Below are 16,444 nucleotides of genomic sequence, written 5' to 3'. Positions count from 1 at the left end.
TTGTGCTGAAACGTATGCTGATAATGAGGTGAATAGGATGTCGGGTATACAATGGCCTCGAGTTAAACAGATATTGGACGGAGCTATGGAACGATGGAAAACCGAGCACGGTCGGGATGCAAAAATGCGAGGGGCGCACGAAGGACGTATAAGTTGGAACACAAAGGAAGACCTGGCTACGAGCAGCCCGTACGATAAGGTGCTGATAGATCCCGACAAGGTGGGAAACGGACGTTCGGCGGAGACCAATCTTATAAGAATTCTGCGAGGGCCCATAGGAGGCTATCGTAGAATGCCTTCCGGAGGACCTTATCTTACCAGAGAAGAAATAGAGGAGATAGCAACGTGGATAGATGCGGGTATGCCCGATTGAACTCGGTTGAAATCGTTTTTTCCGGAACCTGACGTCTTCTGAGACGTCAGGCAATTCAGATAAACCTTACCTATTATTGCTTGTCATTTGTGGCCTAACACATCCTGCAATACATGGAGAAGTTTCCTGAAATCGTACGGCTTCTGGACGAATCCAGTTGCTCCGGCTTCCAGAGTCTCTTTGGTAACTTCATCAGGTGAAAAGCCGGTACCTATCAGCACTTTTGCCGTGCTGTCAATTTGAAGGATTTCGTTCAGACATTTCTTGCCATCCATTACAGGCATTATGAGATCCAAGACGACAACCGAGATTTCGTCTTTTCTTTCGCGAAAGATGTCGATCGCTTCCAGGCCGTTTTCGGCTGTAATCACCGTGTACCCTTCCTTTTCCAAAACCCTTCGGCCCAGCAATCGTACCAATTCCTCATCATCCACCCAAAGAATAGTCCCCGAAGCAACAGTGGAAGATTTCTGCGATTCTTCCACTTTCACATCGGAAATAACCTTATTCACCGGGAGATAGATGCTGAAAAGTGTGCCGTAACCCGGCTTACTGTCGCAAACTATGTGCCCACCGTGTCTCTTTACAATGCCGTAAACCATAGCCAAACCCAATCCGGTCCCTTCGCCGGGTTTTTTTGTGGAAAAAAACGGCTCAAATATATGTTCAAGTGAGTTCTCATCAATTCCCGCACCGGTATCTCTCACCGTGAGAAGAACGTGAAGTCCTTCTTTGGCTTCGATATGAGATTGGCAATAGCTTTCGTCCAAGAATATCGTCCCGGTCTGTATTGTCAGAGTTCCACCTTCGGCCATTGCGTCTCTGGCATTCAGGGAAAGATTCATCAAAACCTGGTCGATCTGTGAGGCATCGACGTGAATCGTCGGGAGATACGGGTCGAGATTCAGACGAATTTTTATATTCTTGGAGATTATCCTGGAGAGTATTTTCTGCAGGAGTTCTACTTGCTCGTTAAGGTCAACCGGTCCTAATTTTGCCTCCGTTTTTCGGCTGAAAGCAAGGATCCTTCGTACCAGCTCAGCGGCGGTTCTCGCTGAATATATTATTTTTGTGAGATCTTCATAGTCCGGATCTTTTTCATGCTTCTGGGAGATAATGAGTTCCGAATAGCCCAGCACGACTGTCAAGAGATTGTTGAAGTCATGGGCAATACCGCCTGCCAGTGCGCCTACAGCCTCCATCTTTTGCGCCTGAAGAAGTTGGGATCTGAGTCTTTTCGATTCGCTCACATCCACTACAAATACAACCAGAGAGCGTTTCCCGAGGTAATCGATCTCCGTGTCCCACACCCCAACCTCGAAGATTCTTCCTGTCCTGGTCATGCAAGCGGCTTCGTAATGAGAACTGATTGGCCTTCCCGTCCGTCTCTCCGCCCATCTCAGTCGAACCAGATCCTGATTGGAAGGTGCAAATAACATCTCGGCAGGAAGACCCACCAGTTCCCCACGAGAGTCGAAACGAAACATTGCGGCGAACGCGGGATTCACATCGACGAATCGACCGTTCTGAATTATTCCGATACCTACGGGCGACGAATCGATTATGAGACGTAAGCGTTGTTCTGATTCTCTCAAGGCAAGTTGGGATCTTTTTTGTGTTTCGATATCCTCGACCATGTACAGGAAATAGAGCGGTTTTCCATTATCATCACTGATGATAGAGCCGATATTATGAACCCACAGAGGTTCGCCGCATTTTCTCATGAAACGTTTTTCAACGCTGTACGACGAGATCTCACCCTTTACCAATTGTTCGGAATACTGCAAATTTACCTGGAGGTCCTCCGGATGGGTGAGTTCAACGCACGTCAGGTTGTTCAGCTCATGTTCGGTATACCCTAGCATTTCGCAAAGAGCCGGATTAACGGTAATCCATCGATAATCCAGTCCCACTATGGCAAGCCCCAGCGGACCTTGTGTAAACACTTTTCGCAGAATTTCTTGGCGCTCCCTCAGTCTTTCATCTAAATGATCACAATCCATGCAGTGTGTTGTCATCGATAATTCTCCTTAATACTCTGTTACTTCATTGAATCGACTTCTGAACAGCAATAGTTTGGAAGGAAGTCAGGGTCGTGCGGTATGGGCTCGATTCTCTTTGGTTAAGCGGGGATCGTTTAGGCGCGGATTGAGGACTCGGAAGATGGAGCAACCGTATTGGAAGTCGATATTATGCTTCGAACATACACCGAGCCGAGAAGAAACCCAACTAACAATCTATATACATTTCCTCCTTTCTTATTACGTGCATCGAATCCTGAAGCCTGATTTAATGCGCAGTGCCGTCAGGAAGATGGAAGTATCCCCCTCGTAACCAAACCGCATAGCATCAAATTGGATTTCGCCATCATGAGCGGAATCCGAAACAGAGCGATTCTATTATGCAGTAAGCCTCTGGTCACGCTTTTTTTGTTACACGGCTTTCCGGGAAATCACGAGTCTGCAGTTGTATAACGTACGTGAGTTCTCAACTGTTCGCGAAAGGAATGTACCTACTCATTCCGACGAACGGAAACATCCGCATTTTTCGGAACTCCATGGGGCGGAAACACTGTTTACCGGCCTTCTTCCCCCGGTAAGTCAGCGGACAAACCGTTCCGACGCGGAGTCTTGAACAGCACTCTGGAAAATGCTAGAAATGATCGTTTACAGACTTCTTCGGCCGATCCCTTGGGGGTATCGAAATTGGTAAGAATCGGCCTGCTCGAATATATCGAGGCAAAGGGGAACGCATTTGGCAGTGCTTCGTGACAAGGTAACGGTAGGAATAGAAGAGGAGATCCAGAAGTCTTACCTGGATTACGCTATGAGCGTAATTGTGGGTCGAGCTCTCCCCGACCTCAGAGACGGACTGAAACCGGTTCACCGGAGAATCCTTTACGCAATGTTCAGAGCGGGTAATCTGTGGAATCGCGCATACCGAAAGGCTGCGAGAGCGGTCGGTGATGTCATCGGCCAATATCATCCCCACGGAGATGCAGCCGTTTACGATTCCATTGTCCGCATGGCCCAGCCCTTTTCTATGCGGTACACGTTCATTGATGGGCAGGGCAACTTCGGTAGTGTGGATGGAGACTCTGCTGCGGCAATGCGATACACGGAAGTTCGCATGGATCGCATTTGCCAGGCACTCCTTGAGGATCTGGACAAAGAGACGGTCGATTTCGTCCCCAATTACGACAACTCTCTTCAAGAACCCCTGGTTTTGCCTGCACGATTTCCTGTGCTCCTGGTCATCGGCTCTCAGGGCATAGCGGTCGGTATGGCGACAAACATTCCTCCGCATAATCTTGGTGAAACTATCGATGCCACGATACATCTGATCAAGAATCCTTCGGCATCGGTGGGTGAGCTGATCGAGCATCTTCCCGCGCCGGATTTTCCTACCGGAGGCTTTCTCCTTGGCAGACGAGGGGCAATCGATGCGTATACCACCGGCAGGGGCTCGGTTACTATGCGAGCCAAGACCGAAATAGAAGACGCGGGAAAGGGTTACCAGAGAATAGTCGTGACGGAAATACCATATCTCGTGAATAAGGCGCGTATGGTGGAAAACGTTGCCGACCTGGTCAAAGACAAGAGAATTGCAGGTATTCGAGATATCCGGGATGAATCCAACCGTCAGGGCATTCGGGTCGTTTTTGAGCTAAAAAAGGACGAAAACCCCGATGTAATTCTCAATCAGCTCTTCAGGTTCACACAGCTTCAGACGAATTTCGGCATTCAGCTTTTGAGCGTCGATCAAGGCCGCCCAAAGCAGATGAATCTGAAGGAGATTCTTCAGGGATTCATAGACTTCCGCAAAGAAGTCGTGATCCGAAGAACCCGATATGAACTCGCACGTGCTCGTGAGAGGGCCCACATCCTGGAAGGTCTCAAGATAGCCTTGGATAATCTGGACAGGGTTATCCAGGTGATCAGAGCATCCGAAAACCCGAATGCAGCCAAACAGGCCCTCATGGAAGAATTCGGGCTCAGTCCTGTGCAGGCTCAAGCGATTCTTGACATGCGTCTGCAACGGCTTACCGGTTTGGAACGGGAGAAGATCCTGCAGGAGCTCGCAGAGGTCCTGGCAAAAATCGCCGAGCTGGAGGGAATACTCGCGTCCGAACAGAAAATTCTGGACATAATCGTTACGGAGTTGCAGCAAACCAAAGATCAGTTCGGCGATCCGAGGCGTACAGAAATTCTCGAAGACAAAGGCGAGATGCTCGATGAGGACCTTATCCCGAGAGGGGACATGGTCGTAACCTTTTCCAGCAGGGGTTACGTTAAGAGAGTTCCCGCCAATTTGTACAAATCCCAAAGACCCGGAGGCAAGGGAAGAATCGGAACCAAGGTGACAGAAGACGATGTTGTGAACCAGATACTGTATGCGTCCTCACACGATGTGCTTCTGTGTTTCTCCAACCGCGGGAGAGTCCACTGGCTTCGCGTGTTTCAATTACCGGAAGAATCGCCGTACGCCCGTGGGAAAGCCATTATAAATTTGTTGCGCCTCGATCCGGGTGAGAAGATACGCAAAATCCTGCCTGTTCAGGAACTACGCACCGAAGGGTTTGTGGTCATGACATCCAGGCAGGGCAAAATCAAGAAGACTGCTATCGAGGAATTTTCGAGACCCAGACTTTCGGGGTTGATTGCACTTACCATAGACCCTGATGACGAACTTATAGATGTGAACTTCACAACAGGGGAAAATCACATCCTGCTCGCGACTGCCAGAGGTCTCGCTATGAGATTTCACGAGAGCCAGGTACGACCTATGGGACGACAGGCCCGTGGAGTAACCGGAATCAGGCTCAAGAAAGGCGATTCTGTCATCGGCATGGAAGTGGTGTCTGATGACGGCACGCTCCTGACGATCACAAGGAGCGGATTCGGCAAGAGAACATCACTTGAAGAGTATCCGTCCAAGAATCGTGGCGGCCAGGGCGTCATTACCATAAAAAATACCGCAAAGCTGGGCGAAGTAGTTGCAGTCAAAGTGGTCGGCGATACCGATCATTTGCTCATTCTCACGTCCGGAGGCAAAATTATCAGACTCCGTATGGAAGAAATTTCCGTTATCGGACGAAACACCATGGGCAGAACCCTGGTCAGAATGGATCAGGGGGAATACGTTGTGGATGTTGCTCGGGCTGAACCTTATGAGGAAGCGGACGAAGCGGAAGAAGAGCAAGGACAGATTCCTGAAGGTATGCCGGAAGAAATGACAGAAGACGAAGAATCCGAAGAAGAGTCCGAAGAGGAATCGGAAGAAGAACCGGAATCGGAAGAAGCACCCGACGAAGATGATGACCAAGGACACTGATCGAGGATGGTCATTCCTCGAACATACCGCGGATATACGTATGGAGATCCGCGGCGGTAATCTGGCGGAGCTGTTTCAAAATGCCGCTCTCGGTCTGATGGATACACTTTTTTCCGGGTGCCCGATTGCACGGGAAAAAAACATCCTTCTGGAAATCGAGGAACTCACTGTTGAAGAACTCCTGGTAACCTGGTTACGTGAGATTTTGTACAGATATCAAACAGAAGGTCTTGCCCTGGCCGACCTGAATGTCCTGGAAATTTCCCAAAACAAAGTAACGGGAAATCTTGTATGGGGAAGCCCTCCAGAAAACTGCCTGCCTGAAGCCGAGATCAAGGGTGTAACATATCACGGTTTAAGTGTGCAGGAACATGAATCCGGATACCTGGCGCACATTGTCTTCGATATCTAAAGAACCCAAAATCAACGTGTCCGCTGTGGCCGCACTCATATGCATGGGATTCCTGTTTATTCCCGTGGCCGTGTACAATCGTCCCTTGTTCGCCTTCATGAACGGCCTGCACACACCGTTCACGGATACAATCTGGCTTGGGTTCACCACATTGGGCGACGGCTTTCTGCTGACGGTCATGCTCGGTGTGTTTCTCATAATAAATCCGCGTATTGCGGTCTTCGGCTTACTGCTTCTCGCGTGTTCCAGCGGCCTGGCGCACGCGCTCAAGTATCTCATTCCCCTGGCAAGACCGATCATTCTCATGGATTCAGTGCATCTCCTGGGACCGATCCTGAGGAGCGGCTCGTTCCCTTCAGGGCATGCTGCAGCGGCAATGGCTGCAAGTCTTACGCTGGTCAGGTTCACTTCGTCTCGCTGGGTGGCGGTTGTCGCCATACTCTGGGGAATTTTGGTTTCACTCTCAAGGGTGTTCGTTGGGGCCCATTTCCCTATGGATGTGTTGGGAGGCGCAATGTGCGCCACGGTCGCGTTCATTGGTTTGGACGCTCTTCTCTGGCCCGCATTGGAATATCGAATACCGGAAAAACCGGTTCTTTCCAGCACTCTTTTTCGAATAGCCTTGTTCGGGGAAATTGCGGCTGGTTTGTATGTGGTATCTCTGTACCCTTCTTATTATTCAGAGCTACCATTGCTCGGAACATTCTCGGGCTTCTGTGTTCTCGTGTTCCTGGCGGTTTTTTGCAGAAAAGCTGCCTCTGGCCGCAAATAAATACCTCAACGATCTTTTGCGACGTTCCTCCATCGGCTCCTGTTCTATTCAGCGCTGTTCACGACAACCTCTGAAGCTACGAATTTACAGTAATTGCCGGAATTAATGCCCGATTGAGGATAGGAGTGTTGGTAGGTGCCGACCCACCTCATTATAGCAAAGACAGAATTTTTGTCCGATTGCGAAAAGCGCTTCTTAAGAATTGGTGGGTGCCGGCCTCCGTGCCGGCACATTCTTCAAAACAAATCAACCAGGTCGGTCCGGCAGGGACGCCGGCCCCTACCGTTCCTTACAAAGGGTAGAGTGTTAAAAAGGTCAGAAATTACGTCAACTGCCATAAAATCGTCAGGTGGTTATAATACGGTCTGCGCGCACGGAGGCCGGCAGCTACCAATTACTGTTTGCGCGCGATCGGACAATTCTCTTGGCAATCGCTATAATCGTCAGATTCTTTTGAGAATGAGAAAAAAAGAGGCGCCATATTGGCACCTCCTTTCAAAGCATATCCGTAAGACTATCATCTATTTCTTGTCCACTGCATGCAAACCGAAGGCTTCACCATTGCCGGACAGAATGGCTTCGATTTCAGCCTTGTCGCAGTCCATTATATACGGGATACCGGAAATGTCGGTCGCTTCACGGGTCAAGCTCACGATGTCGTTTCGATCGATGTATTCGAGCCTGAATTTGCGAGCTCCTGCCATGAGTTGCTGCAGCCCCTGTTTCAGCCTGTCTACGTACGAGTACAGACCGATTGCCCCGGCGGGAAGATTGCCGAAGTCGTCGCCGAATCGCTCTTTGAGCTGTGACGCGACTGCGAAGAGTCCCATATATCCTTCCTCGGGTTTTTTGCCTTCAAGTTCCATTTTGTCTGCAGTCAGCTTTCCATTGGTTTTGCCGACCATAGCAGCCGTCATGAGGGCTCTGCCGAGACAGATGGCTTTTACATAAGGAGCCCCCAGGGCGATTGCTTTAAAGATGTGATCCTCCAGAGAAAGTCCTCCTGCGATGGCGATGGGAGGAATATACGCACCCTGAGCCTTCAATGTTTCACACATTTGGTACGTCATACACTCGAGATGTACAGTGGGGATTCCCCATTCATTCATCATACGCCAGGGGCTCATGCCGGTACCGCCGCCCGCACCGTCTATGGTCAGAAGATCTATTCCCGCATTGGAAGAGAATTTGATTGCTCTTGCCAGATCTGCAGGCCTGTAAGCTCCTGTTTTGAGCGTCACGTATTTGGCGCCGAGTTTCCTCAGTCGCTCCACTTCGCGGTAAAAACCTTCTTCAGTGACCATACCGAGTCTGGAATGTCTCTCGAATTCAGATATGCCTCCGCTTTCAAAGGCTCTTCTCGCAGCCGGATTTGTGGGGTCCGGAAGCACGATGTATCCGCGTTCCTTGAGCTGCATTGCACGTTCAAGTGTAGTGAGTTGGACTTCACCACCAATATCTTTCGCTCCCTGGCCCCATTTCAACTCGAATATTTCGATACCGAGTTTTTCAATGACATACTCGGGAACTCCCAGCTTGGTATCCTCGACGTTGGCCTGGACAATGATCCCGCCTTTGCCTTGATACCACCGGCGATACGCATTGACCCGGCGCTCCATTTCCGGAGATCGCGAAATCTTGCCATTCGTGAATTCCGCGTTCTTGTCCATGCCGCAAATATTTTCGCCTGCAATAACCATAATGCCTGAGATTGCGGCACCGATTGCTATTTCTTCCCAATTTACCCGTGCAATGAAAGTCGATCCCACGGCTCCGGTGAATACGGGAAAATCCAATGCTATGCTTGCGTCTTTTCCCAGCCGAGTGGAGCAATCTACGGACGGGAACGTCGCGACGTCCGAATCCGCTGCAACTCCGACAGCACCTACACAGGTTCCCTGAATATTGAAATGGGAAAAATCGACCGGGTAATCCTTATCTGCGCCTGCCGTTATTTTTCCGTACGGCTGAGGATAAATTGTCTCTCGTCCTTTAATGGCAGATCGGCCGATTTCACACGGGCCGGGACATCCGTCGAGACAGGTCACGCAAATACCGGAAATGGGCGCCGGCTCTACTCTGGTTTTTGTTTTCGTCGCTGAGCTTCTGTTGGGTTTACTGAACGACATATGCTCCTCCATGTGGTGGGATTGAATGTTTTTTCCGCTGATTAAGCGGACAACCCGGTCCGCTTTGCAGAAACAGCCGGCCGGAAACATTAGAATTACTTACTAGAAATCGGCATGATGTTAGCGGGACTTATTAACGCTGTCAAGAATTTTCAAAGCCAAGCAGTGGCTTCAAGATTCCTTTGTGCTATCTTCTTGAAAAAATGAGGAAAGGAGCACATAGAGGAAACGAAAGGCGAGTTCCGTCAGCTTAACCCGAGAAAAGGATTCTGCCTGGATTCGGCCCGCGCGCAAACGAGTTACTATAAAACAGGATTAGCAAGAATCCAAGCTTTTTAGAGAATCAGTACAACTATTCAGTCGATATGGAAAACCATTGACCACCCTGTTCATTGAAGCTTAGCCCTATCGTGGATTACTTCTGGACCCATACGGGTGGCTGATAGCAGTTATAATGCCAGACCGTGAAACCCACCAGAGCAATTCCCGCCCAGGTGTGAAGATCCAGGCTCTGCGTTTGACCGTGACGGTTTCCGCTACTTCCCTCGTGAAATTGGGGAAGAATGAGAACGGCTAAAGAGCCGACCATCCCTATTTTGGTCAGTGTTCTGATAGTACTTGGTTCCATTGCTATTCAAACCTTTGGTAGAGAAGATGTCCGGGGCGGTGCGGAACTGCTTTTGCAGACGTAACGTGACCCGGATCAGTCTGTATTGGTAAGCATTCACTTACGTGCGGCATTCGATGAATGCCCCGGAGGGGCAACCCATATGTCGAAATCCTTGTTCTTGCGGACCCTGGCGGGTCATAGGCGTTAACTTTGTTATATAATTCTTTGTCCCGAAGGGACTAGAGAAAATAGCCCGGTAATTCATTGCCGGGGATTAGTGAATCAGTCGTCCCTTCAGGACTCGAAAATCATTACATTTTTACCGTAACCGGCGATGAATCGCCGGTCTATTTCCCGATGTTCCTCTGGAACAAACAACCAAGAACACGCTAAGGTAACACCTATGCCCTGGCAGGGTCTTATCAGAGATAATGGACGCTCTGTTCCACGGGGTTCACTCGTGGCCACTGTTGGTTCGCTCCTCTGGAGCTCAAAAGTCCATTTTTTTCCGAATAACTGAACGCTTACCTGTATTCGAGCTATTCCTTTGATTTTCTCAATTCCGCCTGGGCGTCCTCAAACATCTCCTTCATCTCGCCCATGCCCTCTTGGGCAGCCGAGTAGGCCTTGGCGACACCCATCATAATGGTCCTTTGAACTGTTTCGTTGGTGATGAGGAGAGTAATAGCAGCCCCGACGAGCGCACCCTTCCAGAAATTGCCGTCGCTAAAATTCAAGCCGAGGAATGAATACCCTTCTGAAGTCGGCGCAGCGTACTGCGGAACTGCACCATGTGGATAATACCCGTAGTGGTAAGCCTCATGCAAAGGCGGATGATGCATGTATGCGCCCTGAGAGGTGCCGGGATGAGCATGGCCGCCTGGACCGGCTCCTGGTTGAGGTGAACCTCCGCTGCAACCCGTATGACCTGACGGAGCCTGGTGCGGTCCTCCCTGCATCGGTCCCATTGAGGCCGATGCGCCGGGTGCGCCGCCGAATCCGCCGGATTCCATGGATGGGCCGGGCATCATAGGAGATGGTGGGAATGGAGAAGGGGTGGGACCTGTTGAGGTGGAACAACCGCACCCGGATTGTCCCGCAGCCGGGCCGGTTGCCTGAGTTCCCGGATTACCATATTGCGTATAGTCCATGTGAATTCCTCCTGATCTATGAATGGTCGACTGCTCTACTTGGCCCTTTTCGAGGGGACCACTACCTCTTCCGCTGCATGCTTGCCGATGGAGTTCAGCAAATAGATGACTCCCGTAGCAGTAGCGGCCATGACAGCAAAGGAGACGATGCCCGAACCGCCCACAGCAGAAGCGGCCGCAGTTGCAGCGGCTGTTGCCACACCGGCACCAGCACCTTTGGCAAGAGAGTCAATAAGCGCTTCGTTCAGCGTCATCTGATTGGCCCGCATTTTGTGGAGATTGACTCCCAGGGCTGCCGAGCCGCCCACTACGAATCCGAATCCGCCTGCTGCGAGTACTCGTGCAGGGTCTACAGGACCAACCCCGGCCCTGGTCCCATAATAAGTGGGATAATGACCTTGATAGGAGTAATAGGGATAACCGTTCATGTTTGTCTCCTTTCTTATTTAAATGAAAATTCCGGCTGTTTACATTTTTACCGCTGGTGAATGTCATGCAAGTTCATGTCCTGCACGCAGATCGACGGCAGGTTCTTTGTGCGCCCTACGAGGCATTTTCGCCTGTTTTATCTTCAGATTGTGCTGTTGTTGCCTGGGCTTTACCGAAGATTCCCCCCAAAGCGCCTGTCACAGCCTGTCGGACAGAGTCGCTACTCACCAGGAGCGCAGCAACACTCCCGACAATGACCCCTTTCCAGAACTGATCGCCGCTGAAATTCAGATTCAAAAGTCCGCTGAGCAGATCCTGTGGATTTGCTTGTCCCTGCAAGGCCTTTCCGACCATATCTGCAAACTGGCCGTAATTCTGTTCCCCTTGTCCTGCATGACGGCCAGACTCTGCATAGCCGAAACCGGGTCCGGGATTGGCTCCGAAATGGGGACCCTGCTGCGGATGCCAGTGCATTCCCGTGTGATGTGCAAAGCATCCCGGGTGGTGTCCCATACCCGGATGCACGTATTGCGGGGAACCGCCCATAGGATGTCCGAAGGTAGGATTCTCGTAGTAACCGGGATTGTACATGTACGGTCCATACTGAGCTGCCTGACCGGGCATAGCGCCCGTCTGTTGCGGACCCACGCCCGGATTCCAAGCTCCCTGTGTGTGCGGTGACGCCCCGCTTTGCTCACTGCATCCGACTCCTGAGTCCGGGATTCCCGATCCTGATTGACCCGAGCCCCCTCGGCTCTCAGAGCACGTCTGCCCCGGATCTCCTGCCGTGGCAGTCCCATGACTTCCGTACCCGGATTCACAAACACTTTCCTGAATCTTGCCTGCGACATTTTCCTCTGATTTCCACTGAACTCCTGCCGATTCCGGCATGGAAACAGCTTCACCCTGGTTCCCATATTGTTCCTGCGCGATCGGCGTTTCTATCATGTGTACCTCCTCAAGCTGGTGCATCGACATTCTTCTGAATTGTGACTACTTGACTCTCCGAGAAGATCCTTTCTTTGTCAGGATCATAGTGTTTGCCTGTCCGATCTAAAATCCCCCCAGCCCCCCTTTACGAAAGGGGGGTAAGAATGCAACATCTTAATTCCCCCCTTATTAAAGGGGGGTAGGGGGGATTTTTCGACTAACATCTACACTGAGTCTCGGTCGTTTATTTTGGCAATAACTACAAAACCTATCTTCACTTTCGCTCTTGTTATTGGGCGTTCTGCGGTTCGCCCCCTTCCGCATGTCTTTGGCCGTTTCCTTCAGCCGTTTCATCTTCTCGAGCGTTCTCCGCCAGGGCAGCCAAATCCTCCCTGTAAAAAAGGAGCTTGGTCGAATTGCTCACCACGCCCACAGTTATAAGGTTATGAAAAACCGCACCCGCCAGTGGGGAAACCCATCCGAGTGCAGCAAAGAGCATCCCTGCCAAATTCAACACCACAGAAATGCCGTAATTCTGCCGTATTATTTTCAGAGTTTTCTGTCCCAGGGCTACCGTCTGGGCAACGAGCGCCAGGTCTCCATTACGGAGCACTACGTCTGCATTTTCGATGGCCACGTCAGCCCCTGTGTCACCCATGGCAAAGCTGATATCTGCATGGGAAAACGCAGGCGCGTCGTTGATCCCGTCTCCTATCATGGCCACGGTCGAGTCGGGATAGAGTGTCTTGCATTGCATGATCCATGAGGCTTTGTCCTCGGGCGATTGTTCCCACCTGATCGTGTCAATGGGCAGATGCTGAGCGAGGGCTCTCGCATGTTCCTCGCGGTCGCCCGTCAACATGGCAATGTGTTCTACGCCGAGAGCTTTCAGAGCAAGGAGAGCTTCTCTCGCGGACTCCTTCATGCGATCTTCCACTCCCATGAGCCCGATGAGCCGACGGTTGCATGCCACGAAAAGAACGCTTTCTCCTCTGGCAAGCATTCTTTCCTCCTCATCATGGCCCGCGTCATGATCGACCCGGTAATCCTCCATAAAGTGGTGACTGCCTACGAGGATTTCGTCGCCATTGATTTTTGCCTTTACCCCATGACCGATAATGAGCTCGGTTTTTTCATGGCGAGGAATTTCGATTTCGGACTCTCGTACCTTGTTGAGAACCGCCAAGGTCATCGGGTGCTTGTAATGCATCTGAGAACTTGCTGCCAATTGAAGGATCTGTATCGGCTGATATCGGTCGTCAAGAGAGATTACCCGGGAAACCCTGGGAACACCGGACGTCAGCGTACCGGTCTTGTCGAAGGTAAGATGCTTTATCTGTCCGGCTCCTTCGAGGTACCGCCCGCCCTTGACAAGACTACCCTGGCGCGCGGCATTTCCCATGGCAGCGCTGAGAGCCGTGGGCGTTGAAAGGCTCACACCGCAGGGACAAGCGATGATCAGCATAGCCATGGCACGTTGCACATTACCGGTGAGGATGTAAGTGAGCAGTGATAATCCCAGAGAAAAGGGGACAACTGCATCACTGAATCGCTGGGATGAGAGGACGATCTCGGCTTTGTGTTCTTGGCCCTCTTCAATGAGACGAACGATCTGGCCGAGTCGCGTCTCTTCGCCGGTGGATTCCACTTCAATATGTATTTTTCCCATATCCACGGTGGTACCCGCGAGCACGACGTCTCCCACTACTTTAAATACCGGCCGGGATTCGCCCGTCATGGCCGATTCGTTTATCAAAGCCTCGCCGTAAACTACCTTTCCGTCTGCTGGGACAGCATCGCCTTCTCGTATGCTGACAATATCGCCCTTCACGAGATTGGAGACGGCAACCTGCACTTCAACTCCATCTCTGATCACCCATGTTTCTCTGATCTCCTGCTTGAGCATGTCTCGAATGGCTTTCCTCGTCCTCTCAACCGTCTGGGTCTCGAGCCATTCAGAGAAATTCACCAGCCACATGACAACCAGCGCAGCCATAGCCTCACCCATGAGAATTGACAGAACGGCCGCACAGGTCACAAGAAGGTCCATGCTGACCCCTCGGGTAAACAGGCTCCGCACTGCTTCCTTCATGATTGGGATGCTCAGGCCCGCAGCTACAAGCGCAGGGAGATTGAATATGCGGGGGATCAACCACGAACCGCCGGGAGTTCCGCTGCCTCCAGAGAAAAGACGCCGTATCCATTCAAAGAGAATGTAAAGCCCTGTGATTACAAGCACTGCTCCGGAAACATGGGAGCGCTCAATCGCTGCGAGGGAAGGAGAGCACGATGAACACACAGCACTATCGTCACATTGCCCTCTCCTCACAGAAGGAACCTCAGAGGCCAGTACTTCCCGTACGGTATGGAAGTCCGGAGAGGCATCCGGATGAAACAAGATGACAGAACCCGTTCCCAAATGAACTTCAACCGTGCTGATCGCAGGGATGTTGTTTAAAGCATCGGCGACCCGTTGCGCAGCTTCCCTGCGATTCACCAGATAGGGAACTTTGATTCTTGTCCGCCAATCCAGAGTATGTGCGATTTTGAAGCTCATTCTTGCTCCTTCACGTAACCGTTCAGTTACGAGCGGGCATTGGGGATTCTGCGCCCTGGAAGGGCGGCCCAATAGTAGCCACGGGTGTCAGAAAGCGTCTCAAAACCTGCGCACTGCGGCGAATCACGCAAGCCGGACGGGAGGACCTGCTTCTGGGAAAAAAGCAGTCCCGTCAAGTGAAGATCAGGCGAGGTTCGATCCGAGTGTACTGTCCGTTATAAGGTCATGGTCTCCCTCCGGCTGCTTACGTGAATGCCACCTCGCCGGATACCCAATGGTGGTAGAGCTTCCTGAGATTTATGGTCGTGCAAATAAGGTCCCACTGGGCCTTTACGTTGTCGATTCCGGCCACGGTCCATCGCCGAAAGCTTAATGCGCTCTTGATCCAGGCAAACGGTGGCTCGATAATCTTCTTTCGAGTCTTCAGGCGCTCTTTGTTCTCTGGTTTTTCCCTCTTGCTGCGGTGTCGTTCTAGGGCCGCCTCGTAAACGCTGAGGTCTATGAGGCGTCCGTTCTTGCTCTTGGAGCATTTCCAGCGATTGGGACACGTTAGAAAATCCTTGCAGTGATACCTGCGAACCTCATTGTGGTTCTTGCCGTTAATTTTCCGCTGATGAAAAGGCAACAAGCGCCCTTCAGGGCATATGAAGCAATCACGCTCCTGATCAAAGACGAACCGGGATCGGTGATAGAGATCCTCATCCGCACCTCTCTCGGAAACAATTTCCCCTGACGATTTCCCGATAAGAATGCCGTATTCTCGCTCATGGGCCAGACCTATCTGCCCTGAGGAAAAATATCCCCCGTCCGCCACATTTTCCTCTGCCACAGCGCCCAGATTCTCTTTCACCTTGTCGAGCATGGGGACCAATTGCCCGTTGTCGGCCCCATCCGTGACCACATCTGCGGCCACGATAAGGCCGCTCTTTTGGTCGGCAACCGCCTGAGCGTTGTACGACAAGTCTTTGGTCCGGCGATTCTTCATAAAGCGAGCTTCCGGTTCCGAAGGGTGAACTGACTTCTTGTCCGATTCATCCAACTCCTTCAGAGCCTCTTGTATCCGCTGTTTCCGTTTCAATCCGTCTTGCATGGACTGCGGAAGGCGATACTCACCGGTCTCTTCCCGCTCGGCTCTCTCTATCTCAGTCATCGCATCGGCAATCGTGCGGTCCAATCTCTCCGAAACACTTTCCAGAAACCTCTCCAGGTGCTCACGACCCCGAGCCTTGTCGTTGGATGAGACGGCTTGGATCTTGGTCCCGTCCACGGCATGAAGAGCTAGACCGATCAGATCGGCCTTCAGAGCAACACGAATCGACTGTCTGAACAGATGCCTCAATGATTTCTTGTTCGCCTTGAAGAATCGCCATAAGGAATTATGATCCGGAGCATTCATCCCCGTCAGCCAAATCAGCCCCATATTCTCAAGGCAACCCTTTTCAAGCTTACGGGTACTCCTGATCCGATTGAAGTATCCGAAAAGCCACACCTTCAACAGAAGATCTGGCGCATACGGAGGACGTCCTGTATCGCTGTCGGGAACCTCGATTCCCAACTCGGACAGATCCAAGGAATCCACGAAATCTCGGATAAAGCGCGCCGGGTGATCCTTAGCCACCCAGTCTTCCACTGACGGCGGAAACATCAAGATCTGTTCGTAATCGGCCCGGATCTGTTTGCCCATGACAGCCTCGTGGTTGTTGAATTCCTCTCCTTTCTAGTACATCTCTTGGCAAATCGCGAGCCC

General features: G+C 51.4%; 12 protein-coding genes. 4 read left to right on the top strand and 8 right to left on the bottom strand.

Annotated features, from left to right (window positions below; genetic code table 11):
- Nucleotides 1–37: 37 nt before the first annotated feature.
- A complete protein-coding gene (locus DESTI_RS20845) occupies nt 38–373 on the top strand; it encodes a c-type cytochrome (RefSeq protein ID WP_014811960.1) in 336 nt (111 codons plus the stop codon).
- 83 nt (nt 374–456) lie between these two features.
- On the opposite strand, the gene DESTI_RS29220 is transcribed toward DESTI_RS20845, so the two are convergent.
- Nucleotides 457–2,391 (bottom strand): PAS domain-containing hybrid sensor histidine kinase/response regulator, encoded by a 1,935-nt coding sequence (locus DESTI_RS29220; RefSeq protein WP_014811959.1) that lies wholly within the window; start codon nt 2,389–2,391, stop codon nt 457–459.
- Nucleotides 2,392–3,127: 736 nt separating this feature from the next.
- Here DESTI_RS29220 and gyrA point away from each other — a divergent pair.
- Genes gyrA through DESTI_RS20825 form a run of 3 tightly spaced genes read left to right on the top strand, consistent with a single transcriptional unit; the run spans nt 3,128 to nt 6,891 of the window.
- Nucleotides 3,128–5,707 (top strand): DNA gyrase subunit A, encoded by a 2,580-nt coding sequence (gene gyrA / locus DESTI_RS20835; RefSeq protein ID WP_014811958.1) that lies wholly within the window; start codon nt 3,128–3,130, stop codon nt 5,705–5,707.
- Nucleotides 5,708–5,747: 40 nt separating this feature from the next.
- Nucleotides 5,748–6,119: an archease gene (locus tag DESTI_RS20830; RefSeq protein ID WP_157212234.1), complete on the top strand. Its 372-nt coding sequence runs from the start codon at nt 5,748–5,750 to the stop codon at nt 6,117–6,119.
- On the top strand, nt 6,079–6,891 hold the full coding sequence (locus DESTI_RS20825; RefSeq protein ID WP_014811956.1) for a phosphatase PAP2 family protein: 813 nt from the start codon (nt 6,079–6,081) through the stop codon (nt 6,889–6,891). The genes DESTI_RS20830 and DESTI_RS20825 overlap by 41 nt, the downstream gene beginning before the upstream one ends.
- 521 nt (nt 6,892–7,412) lie before the next feature.
- On the opposite strand, the gene DESTI_RS20820 is transcribed toward DESTI_RS20825, so the two are convergent.
- The 7 genes from DESTI_RS20820 to DESTI_RS20795 all read right to left on the bottom strand — a co-directional run bounded on the left by DESTI_RS20820 (nt 7,413) and on the right by DESTI_RS20795 (nt 16,381).
- Nucleotides 7,413–9,020 carry an FMN-binding glutamate synthase family protein gene (locus DESTI_RS20820; RefSeq protein ID WP_014811955.1) on the bottom strand — a complete coding sequence of 536 codons (1,608 nt, stop codon included), beginning with the start codon at nt 9,018–9,020 and terminating at the stop codon, nt 7,413–7,415.
- 415 nt (nt 9,021–9,435) lie between these two features.
- Nucleotides 9,436–9,648 carry a hypothetical protein gene (locus DESTI_RS30925; RefSeq protein ID WP_157212233.1) on the bottom strand — a complete coding sequence of 71 codons (213 nt, stop codon included), beginning with the start codon at nt 9,646–9,648 and terminating at the stop codon, nt 9,436–9,438.
- A gap of 521 nt (nt 9,649–10,169) precedes the next feature.
- On the bottom strand, nt 10,170–10,781 hold the full coding sequence (locus tag DESTI_RS29215; protein ID WP_014811954.1) for a hypothetical protein: 612 nt from the start codon (nt 10,779–10,781) through the stop codon (nt 10,170–10,172).
- A gap of 35 nt (nt 10,782–10,816) precedes the next feature.
- Nucleotides 10,817–11,209, bottom strand: a complete 393-nt coding sequence (locus tag DESTI_RS20810; protein WP_014811953.1) for a magnetosome protein MamC family protein — start codon at nt 11,207–11,209, stop codon at nt 10,817–10,819.
- Nucleotides 11,210–11,324: 115 nt separating this feature from the next.
- Nucleotides 11,325–12,158 (bottom strand): hypothetical protein, encoded by an 834-nt coding sequence (locus tag DESTI_RS20805; protein WP_014811952.1) that lies wholly within the window; start codon nt 12,156–12,158, stop codon nt 11,325–11,327.
- A gap of 271 nt (nt 12,159–12,429) precedes the next feature.
- On the bottom strand, nt 12,430–14,697 hold the full coding sequence (locus DESTI_RS20800; protein ID WP_014811951.1) for a heavy metal translocating P-type ATPase: 2,268 nt from the start codon (nt 14,695–14,697) through the stop codon (nt 12,430–12,432).
- Between the two features lie 244 nt (nt 14,698–14,941).
- Nucleotides 14,942–16,381 carry an IS1182 family transposase gene (locus DESTI_RS20795; protein ID WP_014808019.1) on the bottom strand — a complete coding sequence of 480 codons (1,440 nt, stop codon included), beginning with the start codon at nt 16,379–16,381 and terminating at the stop codon, nt 14,942–14,944.
- Nucleotides 16,382–16,444 lie beyond the last annotated feature (63 nt).

It is taken from the genome of Desulfomonile tiedjei DSM 6799 (assembly GCF_000266945.1).
In the GTDB taxonomy this organism is placed as follows: domain Bacteria; phylum Desulfobacterota; class Desulfomonilia; order Desulfomonilales; family Desulfomonilaceae; genus Desulfomonile; species Desulfomonile tiedjei.
This window is presented reverse-complemented; position numbering and strand designations above follow the sequence as displayed.